Genomic DNA, 23507 nt, shown 5'->3' on the forward strand with positions numbered 1-23507 from the left:
TGGAAAGACGATGGATTATTTAAGCATTAATAAGTCAGCCTGGGATAAAAGAACCCAGGTACACGTAGCATCTGAATTTTATGATGTGGCCGGATTTAAGGCCGGGCAATGTTCACTGAACCCGGTTGAACTGGCGCAGGTGGGCCCAGTAAAGGGCAAGTCTTTACTGCATCTGCAATGTCACTTTGGTCAGGATACATTATCCTGGGCGCGTCTGGGGGCTAATGTGACAGGTGTGGACCTGTCAGAAAGTGCCATCGCTCAGGCGAATGCCCTCAAAGATGCGCTTGATATCGACGCAGAGTTTATCGAAAGTGATGTGATCCACTTTGGACAAAGCAATACACGTCAGTTTGATATCGTGTTCACCTCCTACGGCGTACTGTGTTGGTTGCCCGATTTAACCGCATGGGCAAAGACTGTGGCTGGCGCACTCAAGGCAGGCGGAGTGTTCCATCTGGTTGAGTTTCATCCCTTTAATGATCTGCTGGCTGGCTATGCTTATTTTCCTCATGGTGCGCCTGATATTGAAGAAGAGGGAACCTACACAGAAAACTGCGATGGCACCAAAGCCACGACCGTGACCTGGACTCATTCGGTCAGTGATGTGGTTAACGCTCTGATTGGAGCTGGTTTGAATATCGAGTCGCTTACTGAGCACCCGTATAGCCCATATGATTGCTTTGAGGGGTTGGAGTTTGTGCCAGAGCAGGGGTATCAAAAGCTAATTCAAGGTCAGCAAGTGCCCATGTTGTATTCAATCAAAGCAAGCAAAAGCCGGGCGCTTGTGTAAAAGCACGGTATCACCCTATTTGGTTAGATTAACGCTGGTGATACTGTTTGTGCTCCCTGGCTTTTCAATACAATCAGTTCACGGTCATGATTTAATGGAAAAACAAGCACTTAAGTGCTTGCTACATAAACCGCTTAGCATACAATAAACGCTCACTTGCATAGTCTGTTTATTGATATATTAACCACTCTCAAAATGAGAGCCTTGTGTCAAAAAAGAGTCTGACACAAACTGTTTACTGGTTTCAGCACTGACTTTGGTGTTATGAAGGTGCGTTACTTTTAGTTAAATTTCCATCAGAATAACTCACCTATTTTTGGCACCCGCTCTATTTATATATGACCATAAAAAATGATAGGAAGCATTGAAAATGAAAAGAATAATAGCAACGGTATTAATGGCTTTTTCGTCTTTTAGCTCGATGGCTGGAGAATGGAATCAGGCAGGAAAAGTCACAAAAGTGTACCCAAAGCCAACTAGAAATGGGATTTACTTTACTCATGAGCATATGGTTTCGGGTGGTTGTACAAGGGGAACGAACTTATTTTTAAGTGCAGATGAAAACTTATTCAAAGAAACATATTCTCTGTTGTTGTCTGCCTATGCTACGGGTCAACCAATAAAAATATATGTTGACGGGTGTCAGCCAACACATGGGTATCCGCTCATTAAAGAAGTGATTGCACAGTAAAGTGCTCAGAGGCGGGCACTCAGAGTTGCGTGTCCGCACCTTATGTATGATTGATAATTTATGGATATCTAAAATAGGGGCTGATGCACAATACCTTATAGTTATTCATACTATCTCTGGCAAACGGCTGCGCTTAACTCATGCTGTTATTATGTGATTTTGACTTCGGGCAAAAGAAACGAGTTCAGTTTGGGTATTCAACAAGCGTAACTCTGGTTTTCTTGATGGTATATTCAGCGAAATTGGTTGAGCTGAAGCGTGGATAAAAAATAACAGCCTGTCGGGTGTTTTAACTCAGTATCCACTTGAACAGGGGGTCTTTGACTGAGCGATTGACAATGAAATGCACAATATCAAGCCTGAGAAAACCATAGAAAAAAGTAATCAGCCGGATTTCATTGGCGGGTTCACAACCGCAAGCCAGGCGCATTATCATTACAAACATGGAGCGCGTATTTAGGTTAAATTTTAGGTCGGTTTAAGGTGCTTTTGAGCACTCTCTTTTGTAAAGCACCACAAGTACGTCATTGCTTTCCTATCACCATATTGCCTGCAAGGTTCGAACTTATATCACTCTGTATAACAGAGTTGCACAGCCTTATGTGCATTCTTAGCACCGTTATCGACAGATTCAGCACTCCAATGGATGACGTGTTCAAATTATTGGATATTAATACTATCCAAAACTGGTTTCGCCAATTATGGCTATGAGGGGCATGCCAATACGCAAGAGTAAGCGATGAGTTTATGCTTACCCTTAAAACCGGTCTGATTTTATTTTCCTTACCTGAAAGAGGGGCGAACTCCCGTCTCTTGTGGCTTTCCCGAGGCATGAGGATTGGCTCACTGGCCCTGTAAATATCTATCACTATCAGCACGGCTGTATTCTGCCTAGAGTATTTGACAGCGAACAAACAAATACAGGATAGAAGAATGTCAGTGTTAACCGGCAAGCATTTGATCGACGGGCAATGGTGCGCACAGAGCTGCGAAAGTTTTTCGGCCTATGCGCCGCAAATGGATGAATTTATATCCCCACAATTTCACTCTGCTGAGGCGGCAGAAGTTAATCTGGCAGTTCAAGCTGCGGAGCGGGGCTTTGAGGTGATACGACAGCTGAGCGACCATCGTCGTAGTGAACTGCTGACAAATATTGCGCAACAGCTGGAATACATCCGGACACCCTTAGTTGCTCGCTGTGTACGAGAAACGGGGTTGCCAACCGCCAGGGTAAATGGAGAGATTGATCGCACGAAAAAGCAACTTTTGCACTTTGCCAGCTTGCTCATGGAGGGGAACTGGCGACGAGCGTGTTCAGCATCTTCGGATGTCACCTCACATCCTGATTTACAACTAAGCTCGGTGCCATTGGGTCCTGTTGTAGTATTCAGTGCCAGCAATTTTCCTCTGGCCTTTTCTGTAGCAGGTGGAGACACAGCATCCGCATTGGCAGCAGGGTGTAGCGTAATCGTAAAGGCCCATCCGGCTCATCCGGGCACGTCGGAAATGGTTGCTGACTGTATTTTAAGCGCGTTAAAGCACCTGGATATTCCGCCCTGTGTTTTTTCTCTATTACAGTCAAAAGACCATGAAGCAGGGGTTGCGCTGGTGACAAATCCGGCCGTTAAAGCCGTTGGGTTTACCGGGTCAATTCAAGGGGGCCGGGCTTTATTCGATATCGTCAGCCAGCGGCCAGAACCGATCCCTTTCTTTGGAGAGCTGGGGTCTACCAATCCGGTGTTTGTTTTTGACAGCACATTTGCCAATGGGGTTGATGCTTTTGCTCAGGCATTTTTAAGTTCAATGACGCAAGGAGCCGGGCAGTTTTGTACCAGCCCGGGGATCCTGGTACTACAAAAGAGCGAGCACCTAGATACTTTGCTAACCAGCTTAGCCGCTGCTATTCCCTCACAGGCGAAGCAGACAATGCTCACTCCTCATATTTGTTCAGCATATCGCAGAGCGACCAAACAACGTCAGTCTCGCAGTGAGCTGAATACATTGGCCGTTGGAAGGGTGGCCGAAAACGCGCAAAGTCAGGCACACATTGCTCTGTTTAGCGTTTCAGCACAAGACTACCTGAGTAACCCCGAACTGGAACATGAGGTGTTCGGGCCATCCACCCTGATTGTGATATGCCAGGATTTTGCCGAGCAGCTAGAGGTGGCCAAGAGCCTTCGGGGGCATCTCGCCAGCTCTGTTTTTTCAGAGCCTGATACAGAGGACCGTCAGCAGGTAGCGCAATTAGTGGATGCGCTCTCCCTGAAAGTGGGCCGACTGGTGTTCAATGGATTTGCCACAGGAGTCGAAATCAGCCCTGCGATGCAACATGGTGGCCCTTACCCCAGTAGCACAATGGCGGCAACCACCTCAGTCGGAAGTCGTGCCATTGAGCGTTTTATGCGGCCTGTGTGCTTTCAGTCAATGCCCGTCGATTATTTGCCTGTTGTGCTAACCAGCGCGACAGCAGACCAATAACAATCAATGTAGAAACTCAATAGGATATGAGAATGAGAAACAAATTAAGTCAAGACAATGTTAGCTATGTCGTCAACAACACAGGTCTGGCAGACTGTGTCAGATATCTGATTAATGCGGCGGATCTGGAGTTGTTTTTTACTGAGAACCCGGCGCTCTTCAATGCGCTGATCAATAAAAGCAAATCAGTAGCGGCAGACGCCATCATCAGTGGCAACGAGCATTCGTTGTATGAGCTACACCGAAGCTTGTTTGAATTGTATAACATGAATATTCGAGAGCCTCGCCCTGGTCAGGATGACAATCACAGCAGCGCTTTTCTAATGAGTGTACGCAATACACTGGAGGGCTATGTTGAGCAGCAGGAGTCCAAACAAGTTGAGAAGTTCGATGTCGAACATTTAGACGGTCAGGACTTTCTTAACCATATCAAGGAAATATGGAAAAGTAACAGTACGCCTGAGCACGAAATCTTCCACTTTATGGAGCACAAAGCGAATCGAGCGCAGTTCAATACTTACTTTAAAAACGATTACATGTTGAACATTCGTTTTTACGATTTGATTGTCTATTCACTGATTGGCATTGATGAGGAAGTCAGGCCAGAGGTTGCAGAAAACTTCTGGGATGAAGTTGGCAAGGGGAACCCTGCACATACGCATGTACGTTTGTACAAAAATATCTTTGATGAGCTGGGGTTATCACTCGATGAGTCAATGCTCAGCGATGAGCTGAACTGGCAGGCGCTGGAAGGATACAACCTTTTGATGCGTCACGTTATCAATCGCAAAAATTACTTTAAGTCTCTGGGTTCTCTGGCAATCACTGAACTTGCCGATCCACAACAATATGAGCGCTTTGTCGCCGGTTGTAAACGAGTCGGCCTTGGCGATAATTCACAGTTGTTGCAGTACTATGAAGAGCATATTTCCGTTGACACCATTCACGGAGACGGCTGGCTGAATAACGTTATTTTACCGTTGATCACCAAATACCCCGAAGCAAAGCAAGATATTATCTTTGGCTGTTATGTTCGCCTGAACACCAGTAAAGCCTATTGGGACTCGCTCTATCAAAAGCTACTGGCACAAGAAAGTGCGACTTCGGCGATTCAGTATACGCCAAGTGGGGAAGCGTTGATCCTGTCTTAGTGCAAATTGGGAGGGTTCACCTCCCCTGGAGTTCCTGAATGAGATTAAGTTATGTCTTTGCCACACTGGCAACGTTAATGTGGGCCGGTAATTTTATCGTTGGCAGAGCCGTTAATGAATCAATGAGTGCGATAGAATTAAACTTCTGGCGCTGGTCAATCGCAGCTTTGATTTTATTACCTTTTACTTATGGAAAGTGGCGGGAAAACAGCGCCGTTATCAGACAGTCTTTCCGTAGTTTACTGGCGCTTGCATGCACCGGTATCGCGCTTTATCACTGCCTGGTTTACATCGCTCTGCAAAGCACAGGCTCCATCAATGCGACGCTGGTCAACTCAGCTGTACCTGTATTTGTTCCAATTCTGGCTTACTTTATTTTAGCCAAGCAACTGACAGTGCAGGGACTTATCGGTACCGGACTTTCTATTCTGGGTGTGACCATCGTTATCTGCAAAGGCTCGCCATTACAGATCTTTGATTTAGCATTTGTCCCCGGAGACATCATTATGTTGCTGGCTGCATTGATATGGTCTTTGTATACCGTGTTATTGAGCAAGGCACCCAAACTGCCTGCAACTTTGTTTTTGTTCTTAATATCGGGCTTAGGTGTGTGTTTACTGAGCCCATTTATGTTTTATCAGGTGATGTATGTCGGGGTGTTTGAACTGAGCGTCAGCAATGTTTTGGCGACAGCCTATATCGCTGTATTTGCAGCTGTTTTAGCTTTTCTGTGCTGGAATAAAGCGGTTCAGATAATGGGGCCTGTTAAAACAGGATTGTTCGCAAACCTCATTCCGGTGTTCAGTGCCTTTCTTGCCGTGCTGTTTCTTCAGGAAGCGCTTCGTTTGTATCACTTTATTGCCCTCGCTTTGATTGTGCTGGGAATTTATCTCAACTCCGGTAACTCGCCCACATTATCGACCAAGCTGTTTAAATCTAAGGAAAGTCACTATGTCAGTCGCAAAGATCGAGTTTAATCACCAGCAAACCGCCTCATTGGGCTTCATGCTGAACCTGCTTAAGTCGAACCCCTATCAGGATTACGCTGCTTTCTATCATGAAGTTGAAGGATTAGTCAGCGAAATGACGGAGCTGAGCGAGCACATTATTAAGCAACTCAATGAGCTGCATTATCTGCAGCAGCCCGTTGTGCTGTTTAAAAATGTGCCGATAGATGACGCTCTACCCATATTTGATTTTCATGACCCCGTTGCAGCCAAACACAAACTCAAGAAGACATTTGTGGCAGAAGGGATTCTTTGTTTTATTGGTATTTTGATGAAAAGCTACCCGTTTGGGTTCGCGTCCATCAATGATGGTGATCTGTTCCATGATGTCTACCTTAAAGATGCACTACGTGACTCGGCATCGCAAAAGTCTATGGTGTCCATCGGGTTTCATTACGACATGGGGTTTTTCAAGGTTCGGCCTGATTTTGCCAACCTTCTGTGTTTACGTAACCCCAGTTGCAACAAGGTATCGACCAGCTTTGCACTGGACCAGGCAATTTTGGACGGGCTTACTGAACAAGAAAAGGCGCGCCTCTCCCGTACTGCGTTTAGGACCAAAACGGAAGTACTCGCATTGAAGGGAGAGCGCACGAGTGCCTATATGCCTGCGCATCCAGTTTATTATCCACAAAGAGCAGCGAAGTTGTCGTTCTTTGAAGGTAGAACGGAAGCGATTGAACCAGAAGATCAGGCTATCCTGGATAAACTCGCCGAGCTTATTCATCTGCATAAGCAGCGTTTTTACTTTGAGCCCGGAGATCTGTTATGTATAAACAACAACCTGTGCATCCATGGTCGAGAGGTGATAGAAATCACAGATCTGGAAGCGCATAAAACGCGTTGGTTGCTAAAAACCTATAATTCCAATGATGAAACCTTGTTCGAAGACAATAAAGGTCATTTTGTGTCTGCTGAATAAAGCAAAGCATAGCCCCATGGCTCAGCTGGTGGGTAGCTGAGCCAAGATCCAGCTTCTGAACAATGAGACTTTGTCATCTTGGGTCTTTTTGGCTTCGTACACTAAATAATAATCACGTTTGCTGGGCGCTGATATGGTAAAAGGCGTGCACAACTTGCCGGTTTGCAGTAGCTCCTTAACAAACAGTGGGTCAATGAGGGCAAATCCGGCGCCTTCTAAGCAGGCTTCTATGATCTGGGATGTGTTTTGAAATTGAAATATGACATCCAGGCTGTACCTTTTCTTTGTGACTGATAAAAACCACTCTTCCCATTCCGACAATACGTTTTCGTTGTGCAACAATACTGCGCTGCTAAGGTTGTCTAAGCTCAGCGCACTGGTGACGAACTCAGGGTGACAGACAGGGGTCAGATTTTCCTGATAGAGTAGCACGGAGTCCAGCCCTTTCCAGCTCCCGGCACCGCGTCGTATTGCCACATCAATCTTGGCTGAGTCCAGATCAAGCGCCTGTGTACTGGTATGAATATTAAGCTGCCAACCGGGATGGCTTTGATTGAAATGGGACAATTTGGGGATCAGCCATCGGGTGGCAAATAAAGGAACGCATGACAGTGAAATTTGCTTTTGCTGGCTCTTATCGAAGAGTGACTGAGAGCTTTGTTCTATAAGTTCAAGTGCACTGTTAACTTGTTGATAGTAGCGCTGGCCATCTTCACTGAGATAGACCTTATTGTCTACTCGCTCAAATAGCCGGCAATTAAGGCGTTCCTCGAGCTGTTTTATCTGATGGCTGACAGCAGAGGGAGTGATATGCAGCGCTTTCGCCGTAGCTGAAAAGCTTTCTAACTGTGCTGCAGTTATGAATGTTCGTAATGAGCTTAATGAAGGCAGTATCATGTTTGTTCCTTATAAAAATTGACCGATCCATCCAGTGAACTTTCTTATTGTATACTTTATACAATAAATTAACTCAAGGCTATGGAATTAGGGACATGATGACTGCTGGTGAGCCGGGTTAGTAGACTTGCCATGATGAGTTTCAGCAGAGCAATGGGGCTTAGATGTCAGATGGTGACCACTCCTAAAAAATGATATGCGCCAATTTGTTTGTCAAAGATTCGATAGTCGCTTGGTACTCAGTCACCGTAACAGCACAACGGTGCGCATTTTTGGCTGTGGCTTTATCGGTGAGTTGTATACTGATTGCGTTCCCACATCCAGCAAAGTATCAGGGCAAATAAACCACAGGCATAGGTGATGTACAAAGGTGCAGACGTGTTTGCATCCTCCGCATACATAAATGCGTTAGACATCACCCAGGCTGTTACAGCACCAATTCCCAGCCATGCGGCTGCATAATACAGTTTATGCCCGGGCGCACTCACATAACCAGAAACCACCACACAGGCCGCGGCAACGCCACCTATCACTGGCTTTTTCCACCAACCTGCGTATTCGGCCAGCATGCCAGCCAGCGTCGCTGAAGCGATAAAGGTAACGATCACGATTACCATGGACAGTAAGAGCTTAAGTATTTGTTGCATAGGCCACCTTTTCATCCTTTAAACATTACTCAGAATAGCCTACCGCATTCGTAGCGCGAGACTTTTGTGACTTTTTATCATGAGGCTTGCATCTTTTACAGGGTTGAATTGTCGAGAAAATAGCGTGTGAACTCAATTTTGTTAGGACTGTTTCGGTGGAACATCACCGGTTGGTGACTGGGCCTTTTTGTAATGGGAATATCTTTACTTTGATACTTATTTATTTTTTCTTCTGATTAGTTACACCTAGCGATAAAAGCCAGCCTGACTTTTAATTTTTTCAGGTTTTGTTTTAAAGGTACTGGGATTAATAGATGGGTTTAATGTTGTAATAAATTAAATAATAAATATTAATTTATTTGTTGTCATTGCTCAATTATCACCAGATGGGGAGGCGAAAGGTTACGCGGGTAACCATAAGCTTAACTTATTGGTTTTGCCATACGACATTGTTTAACTTAAAAATAATTGAGGTTTTAAAATGTATAAAAAATCGATATTGCTATCTGCATTGCTCTCCGCTTCAAGTGCATGGAGTGTTATGGCAACGGAAGTATCACAGGTTAGTGGCCTTGAGCTGCATGTTACTGCCCATTCAGAAGGCACGGAATATGGTGATTTTGATGTGAGTTTCCACAACAAGGACGGCGATATTGTTCATTCTGAAATACTGTCATGTAGCTCGACTGAACATAATCAGTGTTCACTAAAGTCGGAGATACAAGGCCCTTGGTCAGCTGTGGTTATCGAATCTATGAGTGGAAACATGAGTGGTTATGGCCTTCAGTCTGACGTAACTAATAATGTCCTGAAGGTGCAGAATAAAACTACTTCAATTGGCCTGGTTTCAGGTGATGAAAATGAAGCTTATCGTTTTGGTTCTGATATTTATTCTTCTGAAAACAGAGAGTACTTCACAGGAACCGCTTCTCGTATTATCTGGAAAAACCAACTTGATGCTGCGATAGCTCAACTCCGCGGCAGCGCGATAAACGAGTGGAATAAAAAGGCCAAAGCCAAGTTTGGTGATTTCGACTGGTGGAATAAGGGATCACACAATAACCGGGTTCAGTGTCAGCCATATTGGGAAACTGTGGTATATGGATTTTACTACTGTCAGGCCGATGCCTACGTAAAATACGTGACTGTGCAGTAATATGATTGAGCTTTAACTTTGGGTTGTATACTTTGCTTTTAATGTTGTTTCTAGTGTTTTAATTTATTTGCTTTATAGCTGTGCCGTTTTCCGAGTGAGTTATGCAACCCTATTTCGATTATTTAAGCTACTTTTGGAGGTTCAAAAAAAGTAAGTCATGTTGTTATGCCTCAGTTAAAATAGTGGCTTATGGTGATGTTCGCATGACAAGGTTTTTATAGGCTAGCCCAAAATATGCTTTTTAGCGCCCACTATTTTGTGTGCTATTTCTAAGTTATGTTGCTCGGATACAGAGCGCCCCATATTTTGCTTGATAGAAGAGGAAAGGTATTGCGCAATGTTAGATGCATCCTTATCTTTTAACACAAGTTGGAATAAATGAGGCACATAGCTGTCGTATTCATCATCCCACTCATTTTCACCATCGTTAACACCGATTGGATCCCAGTCATGCCATAGTATCAAGGCTATTGCTTTGTACAGTTCTTTTTGTTTAGCTTTCACAGCTGAATTCCTTGTTTCTATATTGGTTTAATTGCTATGTATGAGCATTCAGAGTTATATCTTGGATTAGCCACTAAAGGCAAGGAGTATGCAAGAGCCCTTAACGCCTCGAATTTACCTTGATTGTAAGTAGTTACTTCTATTCTTTTGTCAGCTAGCATGATGAGTTACATCAGCATTATACCTTTGGGTATTAAATTCAATCGATGTGGATTTGTCTGCCACTTTTGATAATCAAGTTGGTGTACTCAGTGTGTTCGCGATGACGAACGTGGAAATTGATTTTCCCAAAGACATAGCGCGCTACAGCAAAGAAGCAATAAGAGCAGTGTGTGAAGACATAAGTTGCCGATTTAAACGTTTATATAGCTAGTTTCATCTTTTACTTTAAGTGAAGAAAGCTCTGTCGGTTTGAAGGTAAGTGGTGCTACTTTTCGTATGGAATATTGATGTCTTGATTATTAAGATGAACGATAAGGGTTTGGAATAAGTTATTTCTACATGGTGAGTGGATTATAAGCTTGTTGTAAGTTTATAATGATTAAAGCAAGGTGTAGTTTTAAAATGGTTTTGAATTAATAGTAAATAACAAATGTAGTCAAAACGATGGTCTGCTCTCTGGCCTATTTTTCGCTAGTTGCTTCGCGGTAAAAAAGTCCTTCGGGCATTCGTCGTTGATGAATATGTTAGTTTTAAAGGAAAATGTATGAGAAGTTTAATTTGTGCGACTTTGCTTTTGTCATCTTTCTTCAGTGGAGCAGGGGAGTTGGTAAGGAATGCTGTCATTACTGAAGTTGCTAGTTCCAGTGGTAATAAAGATGTGTTTTTCGTTAAGTTAAGTGGAGGCACAGGTCCATGTGCAAACGGATCTGTTGAGTTTCCTGCAAGTCAATCTCAATCAGAGCAGTCTTACAACCAAGCCTTTTCAATTGCCCTTGCCGCGGCAATGAGTGGGAAGAAGATCAGAATACACAATTATTCAAACAATGAGTGTGGCGGAGCAAACTTTATTGGTATTTTCACAAACTAGTAAATTGTAGAGTACGACTTATCAGGGGTGGCGTTCACGGTAGTTGAGTATATAAATGAATTAGTTTAAGTACTATGCTGCTTTTGTTCGCCAGCTAAATCAGACCTCCTGGTTATGGCTTGCCGGAAATGACTGAATAGTGAGGCAATAGTTGTATTCTGCTTGCATTGATGCACATCAAAACGCGTATATTGATGTTACTTTCAAGTTTGAGTGAGGACTGGCTTAAAGAAAGGGCAATAAAGTGGCTGTATTGATTTCAGGTGGCTGTCCTTTTTTTCATTCATCAGTAAGACAGGAAAACTAAGTCATGGCGTACGATCTGGCAGTTGGAAAAAGTAAATATGTTAAGGACGCTCCTGTCATTGTGGCCTCGATTTGTTTCAGTGAGTATCCGTTAATATGCGCTTTGCTGAAGAAGTCAGATAACTTCTTTCTGAGAAGGATGTGTGATCAGTTTAGCGATAGCTCGTTTTCTATTGTTGAGCTGCGTCACGCCAGAACTGAATTAGGTGTACTGCTTATTGGTGACTTGTCTGATGGGGAAAGACACTTATTGCACAAGTTTTTAGCTGCGATAGGTTATGCCCTGGATAAAGGTGAAATGTTGCATGGCATATCGGACTAGGCATTAGTTAAGTGCATTAAAATCGGCGGACAATTCGCCGCTTGGTATTTTTATTTGGCCCATGCGCAACATCTGGTTGATATGGTTAGCTTGTGAAAGTGTGATGAACATCAGAGGTGATATGTTTGTTGTAGATGAAGAAAACTGGTCATGGCTATTATTCCAGCATCAAAATGACATGTATTTATCTGTTCTTTGCGGTGGTGTCGCGATGTTTAACGTTGATATTCAGCTCACTCAAACCGAAATAGCTTCATACAGGAGTTTTGGGCGTGGGTTTATCGTAGAGTTGGCCAAAAGTATCGCTTTTAACCCCGGCGCTTATGCTCGCAGAAAATCCAATTTCAGAACTGAGTTTGACTTGGCTACTGTCATTGAAGTCTGGCGAGAGTCAAATTAATGAGCTTAATATCAATGTCATAATTCTTAGTGACCGTATATTTTTAGTAATGGTGTTGTCAGTAAGTGCCCAGTTTTTTGATACCTTAAGTGGATGCTCAAGGTGACCGTTGTGCTTGAAGGTCAGATGAATAGTTTAAGGAAGAGTGTAATACCCCAGAAGACATAACTAACTTGGTTTATGGCCTAATAGAAGCCTATAAGCCTGATTATGAAATTATCAAGTCACGGTATTTACAGAAAGAAGATGAGCAACATGATGATCAGCTGATAGCTTCGGTCATGAGAGAATATTCAGTTTTGGTAGGCCAGTTTGAGAACGAGTTAAAAGTTGAGTTTGGCACGCTAAAAATAGTCGATGATTTAGTTATAAAACAGACACTGGCTTCCCGCGATTTATCATGCAGATAAATCATAATCTCAGTACATCATGTGACTAGCTTGAATAAAACCTAAGTTGTTCGGATCAGTTGCCAGGTTACAGAATCGCGGTATTGTTCTAGCACATGCAGAGGCAAGCTACGCGAATCACATTAATGCTATTTCAACGGCAAAGCCAGTGCCTGTGATTTTTCACCCTGATACGATGAGTTTTTGCCTGCCCTTATTATAAAGAGACAAATCATTCTTTGGTTATGTTAAAGCCTGTGTAGTGTCAGGCACCTTTAGTCGTCATGCTATCTCGTATATTGTTTTGCACAGTGTTTTCGTAACCCTTACCTCCATCGACTTCGTCAATTAAACACCTGTGTCAAATTCGACACACTGGCCTGTTTCACCTGTCTCAAAACCGACACACCTTCAGACCCCCTTTTTCAGGGAAGAAATAAACATCAATTAAAACAGTTGTATACAGTGGTTTTAGATCTGGCATATCCCTTGTAACACCTTCTGCAAACCAGACCCAATAACAGAAGGGAAAAGCAGATGGATATACAAAGAGATCTTACACAGCCAGTGCGCTGGAAAAAACTGGGTTATTTGCTACCGGTTGTCGCGCTGGCTTTGGGTTACTTCGCAATTCAGGAGTTTACCGGTGATGCGTCTTATTTCGTGGATCGGGAAACTGTGGTCACGGCAAAGGTGGAGCAGGGCGATTTTCAGGTTAACGTGCGGGCTACCGGTGTACTCAAGCCCGCAGAGATCCGTTGGGTGGCAGCGCAGGTATCCGGTCGGGTAGAACAGGTGCTAGTGAAAGCGGGTGCTGAGGTCGAAGTTGGGCAATTGCTGCTCAAGTTATCTAATCCGCAGTTGCAACGAGAACTTGAACAGGCGCGCTGGGAGCAAGAAGCCGCCAAAGCTGAAAATAACGCCACCATAGTTGCGCTGGAATCTCAACTGGTCGAACTCGACAATCAGGTGGTCTCGGCAGATCTGGGTTATCAGGCAGAAAAGCTAAAACTCGACGCCGAAACCCTGCTGATTGAGCAAGGCAATGCCACTGTGTCTCAACTGGATTATCAAAAAAGCCAGCTGGCGGTAAAGCGTGAGCAACAAAAGTGGCAGGCCGCGAAGCAAAAAGCGCTCAAAATGCGCGCTGAAATTGAAGCTACCAAAGCCGCACAAACTGCCCGCTTTGGCCTGCTGGAGAATAATCTCAGGCGTATGCAGGAACAGGTCGATGCTTTGCAGGTACGTGCAGATAAAAGTGGTGTCGTACAGCAAATTTCGCTGGAGCTGGGTGAGCAGGTGAGCCTGGGCGGCAGCATTGCATTGCTGGCATCACAACAGAATTTATACGCCGAGCTGCAAGTACCGGAAGTCAGGGTTCAGGATATTCAGATTGGCCAGAGCGTGACGCTGGATACCCGAAACAATGAAATCACTGGCACGGTCACACGCATAGACCCGGCAGTGGAAAATGGCATGGTACTGGTCGATGTCGCGTTACCTGACAGTTTGCCTGCGGATGCCCGTCCTGAGCTGACGGTAGACGCACAGGTTCAGGTCAGCCATCTGAGCAATGCTTTGTATGTCCGCCGTCCAACCTATGCACCCAAATCCAGTCAAATCCAGCTCTATAAGCTCGACCATGCCGGACGTTTTGCCCATAAAACGGCAGTGGCGCTGGGTCAGGTTTCTGTCAATCGGGTGCAGATAGTCTCGGGGCTGAGCGCTGGGGATGAAGTCATTATATCTGACAGCAGTGACTGGCAGGATCATGCCGAAATCAAACTGAATTAATGCGTTTCTACTCAAGAAACAAGCAGGCTGTTACGCCTTAACCTTGCCAACAGAGGCTGTTTGCTGCACCCTGTTGGCTCTGAAATGGAGTCATTCATGAGCGCACTCATAAGATTAGAAAATATCAGTAAAAGCTTTTACACCGATGAAATAGAAACTCAGGCATTGCACGGCATTAACCTGAGTATCACAGAGGGTGAATACGTGGCCCTGACCGGGCAATCCGGGTGTGGTAAGTCAACCCTGTTGTCTTTGCTGGGATTGCTGGATGCACCCACACAGGGGCATTATATACTGAGCAATCAGGATGTATCCGGGCTGTCGCGCGATCAGCGTGCAGCCATCCGCAGTAAGCAAATTGGCTTTGTGTTTCAGTCGTTCAATCTCATTTCTGACCTCACCGTAGCAGAAAACGTCATGTTGCCTTTGAGCTATCAGTCCGGGATTAGCCGCAAAGAAATGCAGGCGAAGGCGCAGGAAGTGCTCGAGAAAGTCGAAATGAGCCATCGTACTGCGCATTTTCCATCCCAGCTATCCGGTGGTCAACAGCAACGTGTTGCCGTTGCCAGGGCATTAGTGAATGACCCTGCTATCATTCTGGCCGATGAGCCCACAGGTAACCTGGATTCTAAAAACGCCATGGCGGTGCTGACGTTGTTCGACAAGCTGCATAGTGAAGGCGCAACCATTTGCATGGTAACCCATGACCCTGCATCGGCATTGCGCGCGCAGCGCAGCCTGGAAATGTTCGATGGCCGCCTGGTAGGAGACACCCGTAATACACAGGCTTCACAGCCAGTGGCGCACAACGCGTTGGATCTGGAGGCGTTATGATGGCCATGTTGCTGGACCTAAAATACGCATTGCGTCAGCTTTATAAGTCGCCCAAGTTTACCGTGATGACGCTGGGGGTGCTGCTTGGTGGCCTGTCGATAGCCTTGTTCACGTTTTCATTCTTGTATTCGACTATCTACAAGGCGCTGCCTTTGCCAGATGGCGAGTCAGCAAAACGCCTGGTAGTTTATAACGATGGCGAATTCGATATGCCCACTGCCAACGAGTTTCAGGCTCTGATACAAGGTGCACAGGCCTTCTCTGAATTGGGGATCTTTCGCGATCAGGACGTGCGGATGAGTAAAGGCGAAGCAGGCCGTAACTTTTTTGGTGCTGCGGTTCAGGGAGGCTTTTTTGAATTCAGCCGTATAAAACCCCTGACAGGGCGCACGCTTAATGCTCAGGACAGCCTGCCAGGCGCCCCTGCTGTGGCGGTGATCAGTGAAGAGGTCTGGGAGGATGAGTTTAACCGGGATCCGCAAATGCTGGGTCAGGCCATTGAGCTCAATGGGGTGCAGACCGAAGTGGTGGGGATCATGCCGAAGGGGTATCGTTTTCCACACATTGCGCGTATCTGGTTACCTCTGCCCGACAAGGTACTCGACGCACAAGCTCCGGTGAGCGAGCAGTTTAATGCGTATATTCGCCTCAAAGATGATGTTGAAATAGCCACGGCTGAGCGCGAAATGACGCAAATACTGCGTACCCTGCAACTGCAAAATCAGCAGAGCTATGGCATGGAGCCGGTACAAAAACAGGCACGCATCCTTACCTTTCAGATGACCCAAACCGGCGGAGAAGGCGCCACGGTGTTTTTCTTTTTGAGTGCGGTTTCCTGGGTAGTACTACTGCTGGCCTGTATCAATGTGGGCAACCTGTTGCTGGCCAGAATTCTCGAAAAGCAAAAAGAGACCGCTATTCGTAACGCGCTGGGGGCAAGCTCCGGGCGCCTGATCAGCCAGTTAATGTGGGAAGGCGTGTTAATCACCCTGCTGGGGACATTTTTGAGTGTTTGCCTGGTTGGCGCACTTCTGGATTATGTTAATGTGGCGCTGCGTTCCTGGTTGCCTGGGGCTGGTCTGTTTTGGTGGCAATATGGGCTTGATGGGGCAACCCTGTTGATGGCGCTGGCTTATATGCTGAGCACCGTGTTGCTGGCAGTCTTTTTACCTGCCTGGCGCAGTACGCGGCAGGATATCAATGCCACGCTCAGAGATGGCACCCGTGGGGCACAAAGCCGCAAAGCCGGTCGCCTGTCTCGTATCCTGGTAACCATTCAGGTCTTTTTAGTCGCCATATTAATGCTGATTGGCTCCATATCTGCGCTTATTGCCAATAAATTCGTCAATATTGATCTGGGCGATGATTATCAAAACGTGATGAGCACGCGTTACAGTACCCCGGAACAAGATTATCCCAGCCCTCAACAGCGCCTTAACCTGACCTATGCACTGATGAATGAGGTGCAAAATCACAACGCAGTCACACATGTATCGGTGGCACAGTGGTTAGGCCCAAGCAATGTCTTTTTTGCCGACAAAGCCTATGGGGATGAGCAAACGGGCACTGAGATTGACACGATTTCCATGTTGGGGGATTTCCAGGCTACCGGAGTTAAACTACTCGAAGGGCGTTTATTCAACCTTGGCGACACCATGGACAAGCGCAGGGTGGTGATCATCAGTGATTCTATGGCACAACGCTACTGGCCGGGTGAATCCGCGCTGGAGCAGCACTTTACCATGGAGCTTGAGGGCAAAAAGCAGCAAGTGTTTGTGGTGGGTGTAGTCTCGAACCTGATGAACCCGAAATCTCTGTTTGGCAAGCTGGACTCAGCCGATGAAATTTACATCAGTGGCAGTCAGTTCGTGCAAACCCTGCAAAAGCTGTCGTATCGCATTTTGCCCGGCACGCGCAATGCCGATGAAATTTTCTACCAGGCAATGTACAAAATTGCGCCTAACCTGGAGGTCACGCAAACTGTGATGCCGGCCATTAAAAACCGCGATAAAATGCGTGAGTCAATGAAGTTTATTTCTCAATTAACCTTTGCAACCGGCGGCTTTGCATTGGTGCTCGCGGTGATTGGTATTTATGGCCTGACAGCCAATGCTGTGGCACAACGCACGCATGAAATTGGTATTCGTCGTGCCGTCGGCGCACGTGACAGTGTTATTGTGGGATTGTTTATGCGCCAGGGGGCGGTTCAGCTGGTAATTGGCCTTGGGCTGGCATTGCTGCTGTTTGCTTTGTTAGCGATGGGTTTTCAGAAGTTTACCGAGGGGCTGTTCCCCGTTGGCGCCTATTATGCTTTGGCTACGGCGGTGAGTGCTGCGCTAAGCGCTGTGGTATTGCTGGCGGTGTATATGCCTATCAAGCGGGCGATTGAGCTTGAACCGATCGCAGCGCTGCGTTATGAATAACCCCATAAAAGTGAAGGAAGTATAAAAACTGGCATGAGCACAAAACAACATATTCTGGTCGCCGATGACGATATGAACGTCATTGCAGGTCTGTCTTTTTTGTTGCAAGACGAAGGCTATGAGGTGAGTTGTGTTACCACGGCTCAGGCCGCGCTGGAAAAAGTCAAAGTGCAGTCGTTTGACTGCGCTTTGCTGGACATGAACTTTGGCAAAGACACTACCTCAGGACAAGAAGGGCTTGCCCTGATAGCTGAACTCAGGCAGCTCGACAGTCGCCTGCCAATAGTGATGATGACTGGCTGGGCGACCATTGAACTGGCGGTAGATGCGATGCGCAGTGGTGCTCAGGATTTTGTGCAAAAACCTTGGGACAACGAGCGTTTGCTGCATACGCTGCAAACCCATATTACGCTTGCACAAACACAGGGGTTAAATGAGCGGCTGAAACAGCAAAACCAGTTGCTACAGCAAGCCGCCTATCCTCAGGAACGCAGCGAGATTGTGGCCTGTTCACAGCCGATGCAACAGTTGCTGACCCAGCTTGAACAACTGGCTCAAAGCGATATGAGCATCTTGCTGACTGGCGACAACGGCACCGGTAAAAGCATGCTGGCGGCCTATGTGCACCGTTGTTCGGCGCGCGCTGAGCAGGCGTTTGTCACGGCCAACATGGGGGCGATAGTCGAAAGCTTGTTTGAGAGTGAGATGTTCGGCCATGTCAAAGGGGCCTTTACCGATGCCAAAGCCGCCAGAGCGGGCCGTTTTGAAATGGCGCGCCATGGCACCTTGTTTCTGGATGAGATTGCCAATATACCGTTGTCTCAGCAGGCTAAGCTACTCAGCGTACTTGAAGAGCGCCGGTTTGAGGCTGTTGGCAGCAGTCAGTCACAGGTTGCTGATGTCCGGGTTATCTCGGCCACCAATGGTGATTTGCCAGCGCAGATCCAATCTGGTGGCTTTCGTCAGGATCTTTACTATCGGCTGAATACGGTGGAACTCAGAGTACCCTCGCTCAGAGAAAGAGTGGCCGACATTGGCCCGCTGAGCGAGCACTTTTTGACACAGTTTGCAGCAAAGTACAACAAACCGGTTCCGCAACTGAGTGAGCAAGCCCTCACCGCGCTTTGTCAGTACGACTGGCCCGGCAATATTCGCGAGTTGCGCCATGTCCTGGAGCGGGCGCTGTTTGTATGTCGTACGGCTCAGATCACCCCGGACGATTTGGCTATCACAACTGGGCAGCCTGCGGAGGCTAATGTGGACGACCCTAGCTTGACGCTGGATGAAATCGAACAAGCGGTGCTGCGTCAGAGGCTGCGCCATCATCAGGGCAATGCCAGTGAAACAGCCCGCTCTTTGGGGCTGAGCCGCAGCGGCTATTATCGCAGGCTGGCCAAGTTTGGGATGGCTGAGTAGCAATGCGCAAGGTCTCTGGTTTTGCCTTAACGCACTTGCAGCGCCTGATTATCGCGGTATGTCTGCCTTGTTATCTGTTGATGGTGACAGGCTTGTATATGGCCAGCTGGAATGGCTATTTGGTGGTGTTTATTGCGACTGTGTTTGCCCTATTGCTGATCTGTCTGGTGGTGGCGAGCAAGGCCATGGTGGCGCATCAGCTGCATACCTTAACGAACCTGATTGAAGCCATGACTGTGGGGGATTATTCGATGCGGGGACGGGTGAGCGGCGATAAAGCCATGTCTGATTTACTCAGTCAGGTTAATCTGCTGGCAGATAGCCTCAGCCATCATAAAACCCAGGCGGTGGAGTCGCGCCTGATGCTTAATAAGTTTATTAATCAGATGGATGCCATGGTACTGGTGCTGGATGACCAGGAGCGGGTTATTATGGCTAATCAGCCCGCCCAGACAGTGTTGCTTACTGGCATACCCAGCACAGAGCAGCCACTCGCGCTTGCCAGCAGCGCTGTGGGTCGTCAACTGATGGCTTGCGACGGTAAAATAGTGATGCTGGACGACGGCCAGATCAGTGGTGAGTATCTGGTATTACGAGAGCGCTTTATCAGTGAAGGCAAAGCACATCAGTTTTTAATTATCAGTAATGCTGAGCGCTTGCTGATGGAAAAAGAACGCACGGCCTGGCAGGGTTTGTTGCGGGTATTGAGTCATGAAGTGAACAACACACTGACGCCCATTAGCACCATAGCGCAGCAGCTCAACAAGCGTTTATCACAGCCAGAAAATCAGCCATCAGCCGACAGTTTGTGTCAGGGCATAGGCATTATCAGTGAACGCGCCAGCTCTTTGCGTGCTTTTTTAGAAGGCTATACTCGTCTGACGCACTTACCTCAACCCAATAAAGTTCCGGTAAAACTGGACCGGGTGATCAGCACACTCACAACCCTCTACCCTGACATACACTGGCAGTTTGAGTTGGATCAGTCTGCCTTTGTGCTGGTTGACCAACAGCAGTTTGAACAGGTATTACTCAACCTCACCAAGAACGCGCAGGAAGCCGTCATGCCCGGCCAGCAGGTCGAAATCACTTTGTCTTCTGCGACTTCACTGGGCCAGCTGGTTCTGACCATGGTGGATAATGGCGGTGGGATCGCAAACCCGGATAATGTTTTTGTGCCCTTTTACACAACCAAAGCACAGGGCAACGGGATTGGCCTGGCTCTGTGTCGGCAGATCATGTTTGCACATGGCGGCAGTATTAAGCTCGACAATAACCCGGACGGCCAGGGCGCGCGGGTACGCTTGCTGTTTCCGCATTACGAAGGCTGACGACAAGTAAATTGGCGATTGATATTTAGCTATCACTTCAACTGAAATAAAAAATTAACTTTTTGGTGTCTTTTTATTCACCCTTCGGGCTTAGTCTGTGTGTTGCCAGTATTGGCACTAATCAACTTAAGGAAGAATAATGAGAACACATTTGTTACGCGCCGCTATTGGCGTATGTATGGCAGGCAGCGCATTTGCTGCACAAGCAACCATCTTTACCTGTTCAGGAGTTGTGACCAGCGTTGCTTCTCACAATGGTAATTTTGAAGTCAGATACAACAGTGAGCGCACTGGTAATCAGATGGAGCCGGTAATCATCTATAGCACGCACACTTATCTGCTTGGCCCGGTACTGAAAGCCATTGAAGCAGGTCAGGACTCACGCACAGTCTACAACCTGGTTATTGAGAATCGCGATGGCGGCAATACCCGTTGTTATGATGGTGAGTCAGAGAACGCTTTGATCGGCATCAGTGAAAAATACTAAGCCGTTGTATAGCTACCAGCGCACAAAGCTGGCAGTTTTAGGGGCGTCACTGTGATGCCCCAATATATTGTCAAGTCCACTTCTTCCAGGTCATTTTCGTCAGCTTACTCAGCCTTTTTCTGTATTAATGACAAGAGCAATTCAACTGTACATTGGATGCTTTTTTAATCTTTTTTATTTACAAGTGTAAATTTAGTGTTTATATTTTTTGGTTCCCAATAAAGGAAACACAAAGGTATACACATGTTAAAGGTTAAAAAAACACTTTCAATGACAGCGTTGTCTGTTTCGCTGGGGCTGGGTCTGAGTGCCGCAGCGATTGCGCAACCGGCTAATGTCGGTGAGCACTTACTTGATAGTATAAGTACTGAATATTATGAGCCTGAAATTGTTGGCGGTAATCCGGCCAATACCTCAGACTGGCCGTTCTATACACAAATTTTAAGCTCGAATGGCACCACGGCATTTTGTGGTGGTAGCTATGTCGGTGATGGTTATGTACTGACTGCTGCACACTGTGTGAGTGGCAGATCGGCAAGCGGGCTCAATGTTAAAGTGGCGGGCTTTATCCTTGGTGGCAATGACGGCGACCGCATTGCTGTGGCCGAAAAATATGTTCATCCACAGTATAACAGCAGCACGTTAAACCATGATATTGCACTGCTGAAGCTGGTTCGTACTCCAACTCAGGGGTCGAGCGTTACGCTGGCACAGGGCAATGTTGAGCAATATGTGCGCGTTGGCGATTTAATTTCTGTTGCAGGTCTTGGCCGTTTGAGCGAAGGCGGCAGCCGTCCCACTAATCTTTATGAGGTAGATGTACCACTGGTCTCTGATCAGGTATGTCGCCAGTCTGGCGGCTCTTATCAGAATGTAGGCAGTGTGGCATTTTGTGCCGGCTATCCTGAGGGTCAGAAAGACTCTTGTAGCGGTGACAGCGGTGGCCCAATCGTAGCAAACTCAGGTGGCCAGGTGGTACAGCTGGGGATCGTCAGCTGGGGGATTGGCTGTGCACGTCCTGCAAAATATGGTGTGTACTCAGATGTCGCGGCACTGCGCAGCTGGATCGACAGTGTAAAAGGTGGTGCTGAGCCGGTATCTGTGTCGTTCAAAGCAAACGATACGCTGACGGGTTTCAAGGTTGGCGAAACCAAAGCACATACATTCACCATCACTAACTCAGGCAATACGCCATTCACCTTTAAGACCTTAAATGTAACCGCCAGCGGTGTCACTTCTGGTCTGGTTAAGCCGGTTGATACATGTAGCGCGAGCACGCTTGCTGCAAATCAGAGCTGTCAGGTGGGGGTTGAATTTGGTGCCAGCCGCAGTGGCTCAGCCGGTGTTGCTGTCAACTTTGCCCTGGAAGAAAGCCAGGTGAACTACAGCGCCAAAGCCACGGCAACGGTCACATCTGGTGGTGATACGAACTGTCCTGGCAACTGGGATGCGAGCAAGGTTTATAATAAGCCAGATCAGGTGACTTATCAGGGCTTTAAGTATGAAGCACGCTGGTGGACGCGTGGCGATGTGCCAAGTGAATCGGGTACCTGGGGCGTATGGAGATTGCTTGGTCAGGACACAAGTTGTACACGCTAAGCAATTAAGTAGTACCAATTTGACTTAATACCTGGCCTATTTTCTTGCCTCAAAATAGCCCACTTAATTAAGCAATGAAGTAAAAAAGCAGCTTCGGCTGCTTTTTTAATGCAAAAATAAAGGGATCAACGTGTTACCTGACCGATGGCTAGCGCTCGCCACCGCGCGTCATTTTCAGTAAAGTCCGGTCGCGTTTAACCAAATGATGGTACAAGGCTGCAGCGGCATGACCCAGGATCAGCAGCCAGACAAGCCAGGCGCCGAGAATCTCCTTATGGATAAAGTCGATGGGTTTTTCAAACTCGGCGAATGACAGTCCCATCCCCTGCTCGATGAGTGCGTTAAACAGCGCTGTGCTTTCAAATTTAGGAATATCAAACAAAAAGAAAAACTCGGTGTCCACGCCTGTGCCAACATAGCCGGTTAATGGTGCGATGATCATCACGGCATACAAAGCGTAGTGGCCAAGATGGGCGGCCAGATGCTCGATGCGGGTGCCAGGTTCTGCTGAGGGGGCGGTATTTAGCCATCGCCAGATGAGTCTGAGTGCGACAATCACCGCAATTGAAACACCGAATGACAAATGGAGCTGCAATGCGGTCCAGTTTTCCGGTGTTTTGGCTTCAGTAAACCACTGACGATAATAGACGCTGACATAGGCTGCCAGAAATAACAGGGCTGTGCCCCAGTGTAGCCATTTTGCAATGGTGCCATAGTCTCGTGAGGTATTTTTGATGCTCACAGGGTTGCTCCGGATAATGATTGGTTACTGCCACGGATGGTAACAGCTCGTGATGTGAATGAATGCCACAAAGATCCGGATAAAGTATTCTATTTTTGAGAACACTGATTTTAATGCCCTGATTTATATCACCTTTATTTGATTAAGTGTGAGGTGTGCTGATTGCATTGCGTGAGGCTGCTTTTGAT

At 46.8% G+C, this 23507-nt stretch carries 21 protein-coding genes and 1 pseudogene; 18 read left to right on the forward strand and 4 right to left on the reverse strand.

Annotated elements, in window-relative coordinates; genetic code table 11:
• Positions 1–10 precede the first annotated feature (10 nt).
• From QNM19_RS03060 to QNM19_RS03085, 7 genes and pseudogenes are all read left to right on the forward strand, one after another.
• Positions 11–793: a class I SAM-dependent methyltransferase gene (locus tag QNM19_RS03060; protein ID WP_049863288.1), complete on the forward strand. Its 783-nt coding sequence runs from the start codon at positions 11–13 to the stop codon at positions 791–793.
• Between the two features lie 370 nt (positions 794–1163).
• A complete protein-coding gene (locus tag QNM19_RS03065) occupies positions 1164–1484 on the forward strand; it encodes a hypothetical protein (RefSeq protein WP_049863289.1) in 321 nt (106 codons plus the stop codon).
• Between the two features lie 262 nt (positions 1485–1746).
• Positions 1747–1944: pseudogene (locus tag QNM19_RS24470) on the forward strand (DUF7710 domain-containing protein).
• A gap of 473 nt (positions 1945–2417) precedes the next feature.
• A complete protein-coding gene (locus QNM19_RS03070) occupies positions 2418–3962 on the forward strand; it encodes an aldehyde dehydrogenase (NADP(+)) (protein WP_284026303.1) in 1545 nt (514 codons plus the stop codon).
• Between the two features lie 32 nt (positions 3963–3994).
• Complete coding sequence (locus QNM19_RS03075) at positions 3995–5113, forward strand: iron-containing redox enzyme family protein (protein ID WP_049863292.1); 1119 nt, start codon at positions 3995–3997, stop codon at positions 5111–5113.
• A gap of 38 nt (positions 5114–5151) precedes the next feature.
• Positions 5152–6090 (forward strand): DMT family transporter, encoded by a 939-nt coding sequence (locus QNM19_RS03080; protein ID WP_049863293.1) that lies wholly within the window; start codon positions 5152–5154, stop codon positions 6088–6090.
• Complete coding sequence (locus tag QNM19_RS03085; RefSeq protein WP_049863294.1) at positions 6065–7042, forward strand: TauD/TfdA family dioxygenase; 978 nt, start codon at positions 6065–6067, stop codon at positions 7040–7042. The genes QNM19_RS03080 and QNM19_RS03085 overlap by 26 nt, the downstream gene beginning before the upstream one ends.
• A 21-nt stretch (positions 7043–7063) precedes the next feature.
• On the opposite strand, the gene QNM19_RS03090 is transcribed toward QNM19_RS03085, so the two are convergent.
• Together QNM19_RS03090 and QNM19_RS03095 are read right to left on the reverse strand one after the other, a co-directional pair.
• Positions 7064–7939: a LysR substrate-binding domain-containing protein gene (locus QNM19_RS03090; protein WP_049863295.1), complete on the reverse strand. Its 876-nt coding sequence runs from the start codon at positions 7937–7939 to the stop codon at positions 7064–7066.
• Between the two features lie 284 nt (positions 7940–8223).
• Positions 8224–8586, reverse strand: coding sequence for a hypothetical protein (locus QNM19_RS03095; protein ID WP_049863296.1), 363 nt, complete (start codon positions 8584–8586; stop codon positions 8224–8226).
• 481 nt (positions 8587–9067) lie between these two features.
• Between QNM19_RS03095 and QNM19_RS03100 the strand changes: the two genes are divergently transcribed.
• Positions 9068–9742, forward strand: coding sequence for a hypothetical protein (locus tag QNM19_RS03100; protein ID WP_156202163.1), 675 nt, complete (start codon positions 9068–9070; stop codon positions 9740–9742).
• A 222-nt stretch (positions 9743–9964) separates the two neighbouring features.
• Here QNM19_RS03100 and QNM19_RS03105 read toward each other — a convergent pair whose 3' ends face one another.
• Positions 9965–10246, reverse strand: coding sequence for a hypothetical protein (locus QNM19_RS03105; protein ID WP_049863298.1), 282 nt, complete (start codon positions 10244–10246; stop codon positions 9965–9967).
• A 706-nt stretch (positions 10247–10952) separates the two neighbouring features.
• On the opposite strand from QNM19_RS03105, the gene QNM19_RS03110 reads away from it, so the two are divergent.
• The 10 genes from QNM19_RS03110 (at position 10953) to QNM19_RS03155 (ending at position 22577) form a co-directional block, all read left to right on the forward strand.
• Entirely contained in the window at positions 10953–11276 is a 324-nt protein-coding gene (locus tag QNM19_RS03110) for a DUF5992 family protein (RefSeq protein WP_049863299.1), read from the forward strand.
• A gap of 310 nt (positions 11277–11586) precedes the next feature.
• Entirely contained in the window at positions 11587–11904 is a 318-nt protein-coding gene (locus QNM19_RS03115) for a hypothetical protein (protein WP_049863300.1), read from the forward strand.
• 121 nt (positions 11905–12025) lie between these two features.
• Positions 12026–12304 carry a hypothetical protein gene (locus tag QNM19_RS03120; RefSeq protein WP_284026304.1) on the forward strand — a complete coding sequence of 93 codons (279 nt, stop codon included), beginning with the start codon at positions 12026–12028 and terminating at the stop codon, positions 12302–12304.
• A 926-nt stretch (positions 12305–13230) separates the two neighbouring features.
• Positions 13231–14487 (forward strand): efflux RND transporter periplasmic adaptor subunit, encoded by a 1257-nt coding sequence (locus tag QNM19_RS03125; RefSeq protein ID WP_049863303.1) that lies wholly within the window; start codon positions 13231–13233, stop codon positions 14485–14487.
• Between the two features lie 96 nt (positions 14488–14583).
• Positions 14584–15321, forward strand: a complete 738-nt coding sequence (locus QNM19_RS03130; protein ID WP_049863304.1) for an ABC transporter ATP-binding protein — start codon at positions 14584–14586, stop codon at positions 15319–15321.
• Positions 15318–17744 carry an ABC transporter permease gene (locus QNM19_RS03135; RefSeq protein WP_284026305.1) on the forward strand — a complete coding sequence of 809 codons (2427 nt, stop codon included), beginning with the start codon at positions 15318–15320 and terminating at the stop codon, positions 17742–17744. Before QNM19_RS03130 ends, QNM19_RS03135 begins: the two co-directional genes overlap by 4 nt.
• A 33-nt stretch (positions 17745–17777) precedes the next feature.
• Positions 17778–19160 carry a sigma-54-dependent transcriptional regulator gene (locus QNM19_RS03140; RefSeq protein ID WP_284026306.1) on the forward strand — a complete coding sequence of 461 codons (1383 nt, stop codon included), beginning with the start codon at positions 17778–17780 and terminating at the stop codon, positions 19158–19160.
• 2 nt (positions 19161–19162) lie between these two features.
• A complete protein-coding gene (locus QNM19_RS03145; RefSeq protein WP_049863305.1) occupies positions 19163–20491 on the forward strand; it encodes a sensor histidine kinase in 1329 nt (442 codons plus the stop codon).
• A 139-nt stretch (positions 20492–20630) separates the two neighbouring features.
• A complete protein-coding gene (locus tag QNM19_RS03150; RefSeq protein WP_049863306.1) occupies positions 20631–20978 on the forward strand; it encodes a hypothetical protein in 348 nt (115 codons plus the stop codon).
• Positions 20979–21221: 243 nt separating this feature from the next.
• Positions 21222–22577 (forward strand): trypsin-like serine protease, encoded by a 1356-nt coding sequence (locus tag QNM19_RS03155; RefSeq protein WP_049863307.1) that lies wholly within the window; start codon positions 21222–21224, stop codon positions 22575–22577.
• Between the two features lie 148 nt (positions 22578–22725).
• Here the strand turns inward: QNM19_RS03155 and QNM19_RS03160 are convergent, their stop codons facing one another.
• Positions 22726–23319 carry a cytochrome b gene (locus QNM19_RS03160; protein ID WP_049863308.1) on the reverse strand — a complete coding sequence of 198 codons (594 nt, stop codon included), beginning with the start codon at positions 23317–23319 and terminating at the stop codon, positions 22726–22728.
• Between the last annotated feature and the right edge of the window lie 188 nt (positions 23320–23507).

Origin of the sequence: Pseudoalteromonas ardens (assembly GCF_030125445.1) — a bacterium.
In the GTDB taxonomy this organism is placed as follows: domain Bacteria; phylum Pseudomonadota; class Gammaproteobacteria; order Enterobacterales; family Alteromonadaceae; genus Pseudoalteromonas; species Pseudoalteromonas ardens.

Bases quoted from the DNA above. Each gene is read 5' to 3' on its own strand.
- QNM19_RS03060 (WP_049863288.1), top strand. From the start codon at position 11: ATGGATTATTTAAGCATTAATAAGTCAGCCTGGGATAAAAGAACCCAG.
- QNM19_RS03065 (WP_049863289.1), top strand. From the start codon at position 1,164: ATGAAAAGAATAATAGCAACGGTATTAATGGCTTTTTCGTCTTTTAGC.
- QNM19_RS03070 (WP_284026303.1), top strand. From the start codon at position 2,418: ATGTCAGTGTTAACCGGCAAGCATTTGATCGACGGGCAATGGTGCGCA.
- QNM19_RS03075 (WP_049863292.1), top strand. From the start codon at position 3,995: ATGAGAAACAAATTAAGTCAAGACAATGTTAGCTATGTCGTCAACAAC.
- QNM19_RS03080 (WP_049863293.1), top strand. From the start codon at position 5,152: ATGAGATTAAGTTATGTCTTTGCCACACTGGCAACGTTAATGTGGGCC.
- QNM19_RS03085 (WP_049863294.1), top strand. From the start codon at position 6,065: ATGTCAGTCGCAAAGATCGAGTTTAATCACCAGCAAACCGCCTCATTG.
- QNM19_RS03090 (WP_049863295.1), bottom strand. From the start codon at position 7,939: ATGATACTGCCTTCATTAAGCTCATTACGAACATTCATAACTGCAGCA.
- QNM19_RS03095 (WP_049863296.1), bottom strand. From the start codon at position 8,586: ATGCAACAAATACTTAAGCTCTTACTGTCCATGGTAATCGTGATCGTT.
- QNM19_RS03100 (WP_156202163.1), top strand. From the start codon at position 9,068: ATGTATAAAAAATCGATATTGCTATCTGCATTGCTCTCCGCTTCAAGT.
- QNM19_RS03110 (WP_049863299.1), top strand. From the start codon at position 10,953: ATGAGAAGTTTAATTTGTGCGACTTTGCTTTTGTCATCTTTCTTCAGT.
- QNM19_RS03115 (WP_049863300.1), top strand. From the start codon at position 11,587: ATGGCGTACGATCTGGCAGTTGGAAAAAGTAAATATGTTAAGGACGCT.
- QNM19_RS03120 (WP_284026304.1), top strand. From the start codon at position 12,026: ATGTTTGTTGTAGATGAAGAAAACTGGTCATGGCTATTATTCCAGCAT.
- QNM19_RS03125 (WP_049863303.1), top strand. From the start codon at position 13,231: ATGGATATACAAAGAGATCTTACACAGCCAGTGCGCTGGAAAAAACTG.
- QNM19_RS03130 (WP_049863304.1), top strand. From the start codon at position 14,584: ATGAGCGCACTCATAAGATTAGAAAATATCAGTAAAAGCTTTTACACC.
- QNM19_RS03135 (WP_284026305.1), top strand. From the start codon at position 15,318: ATGATGGCCATGTTGCTGGACCTAAAATACGCATTGCGTCAGCTTTAT.
- QNM19_RS03140 (WP_284026306.1), top strand. From the start codon at position 17,778: ATGAGCACAAAACAACATATTCTGGTCGCCGATGACGATATGAACGTC.
- QNM19_RS03145 (WP_049863305.1), top strand. From the start codon at position 19,163: ATGCGCAAGGTCTCTGGTTTTGCCTTAACGCACTTGCAGCGCCTGATT.
- QNM19_RS03150 (WP_049863306.1), top strand. From the start codon at position 20,631: ATGAGAACACATTTGTTACGCGCCGCTATTGGCGTATGTATGGCAGGC.
- QNM19_RS03155 (WP_049863307.1), top strand. From the start codon at position 21,222: ATGTTAAAGGTTAAAAAAACACTTTCAATGACAGCGTTGTCTGTTTCG.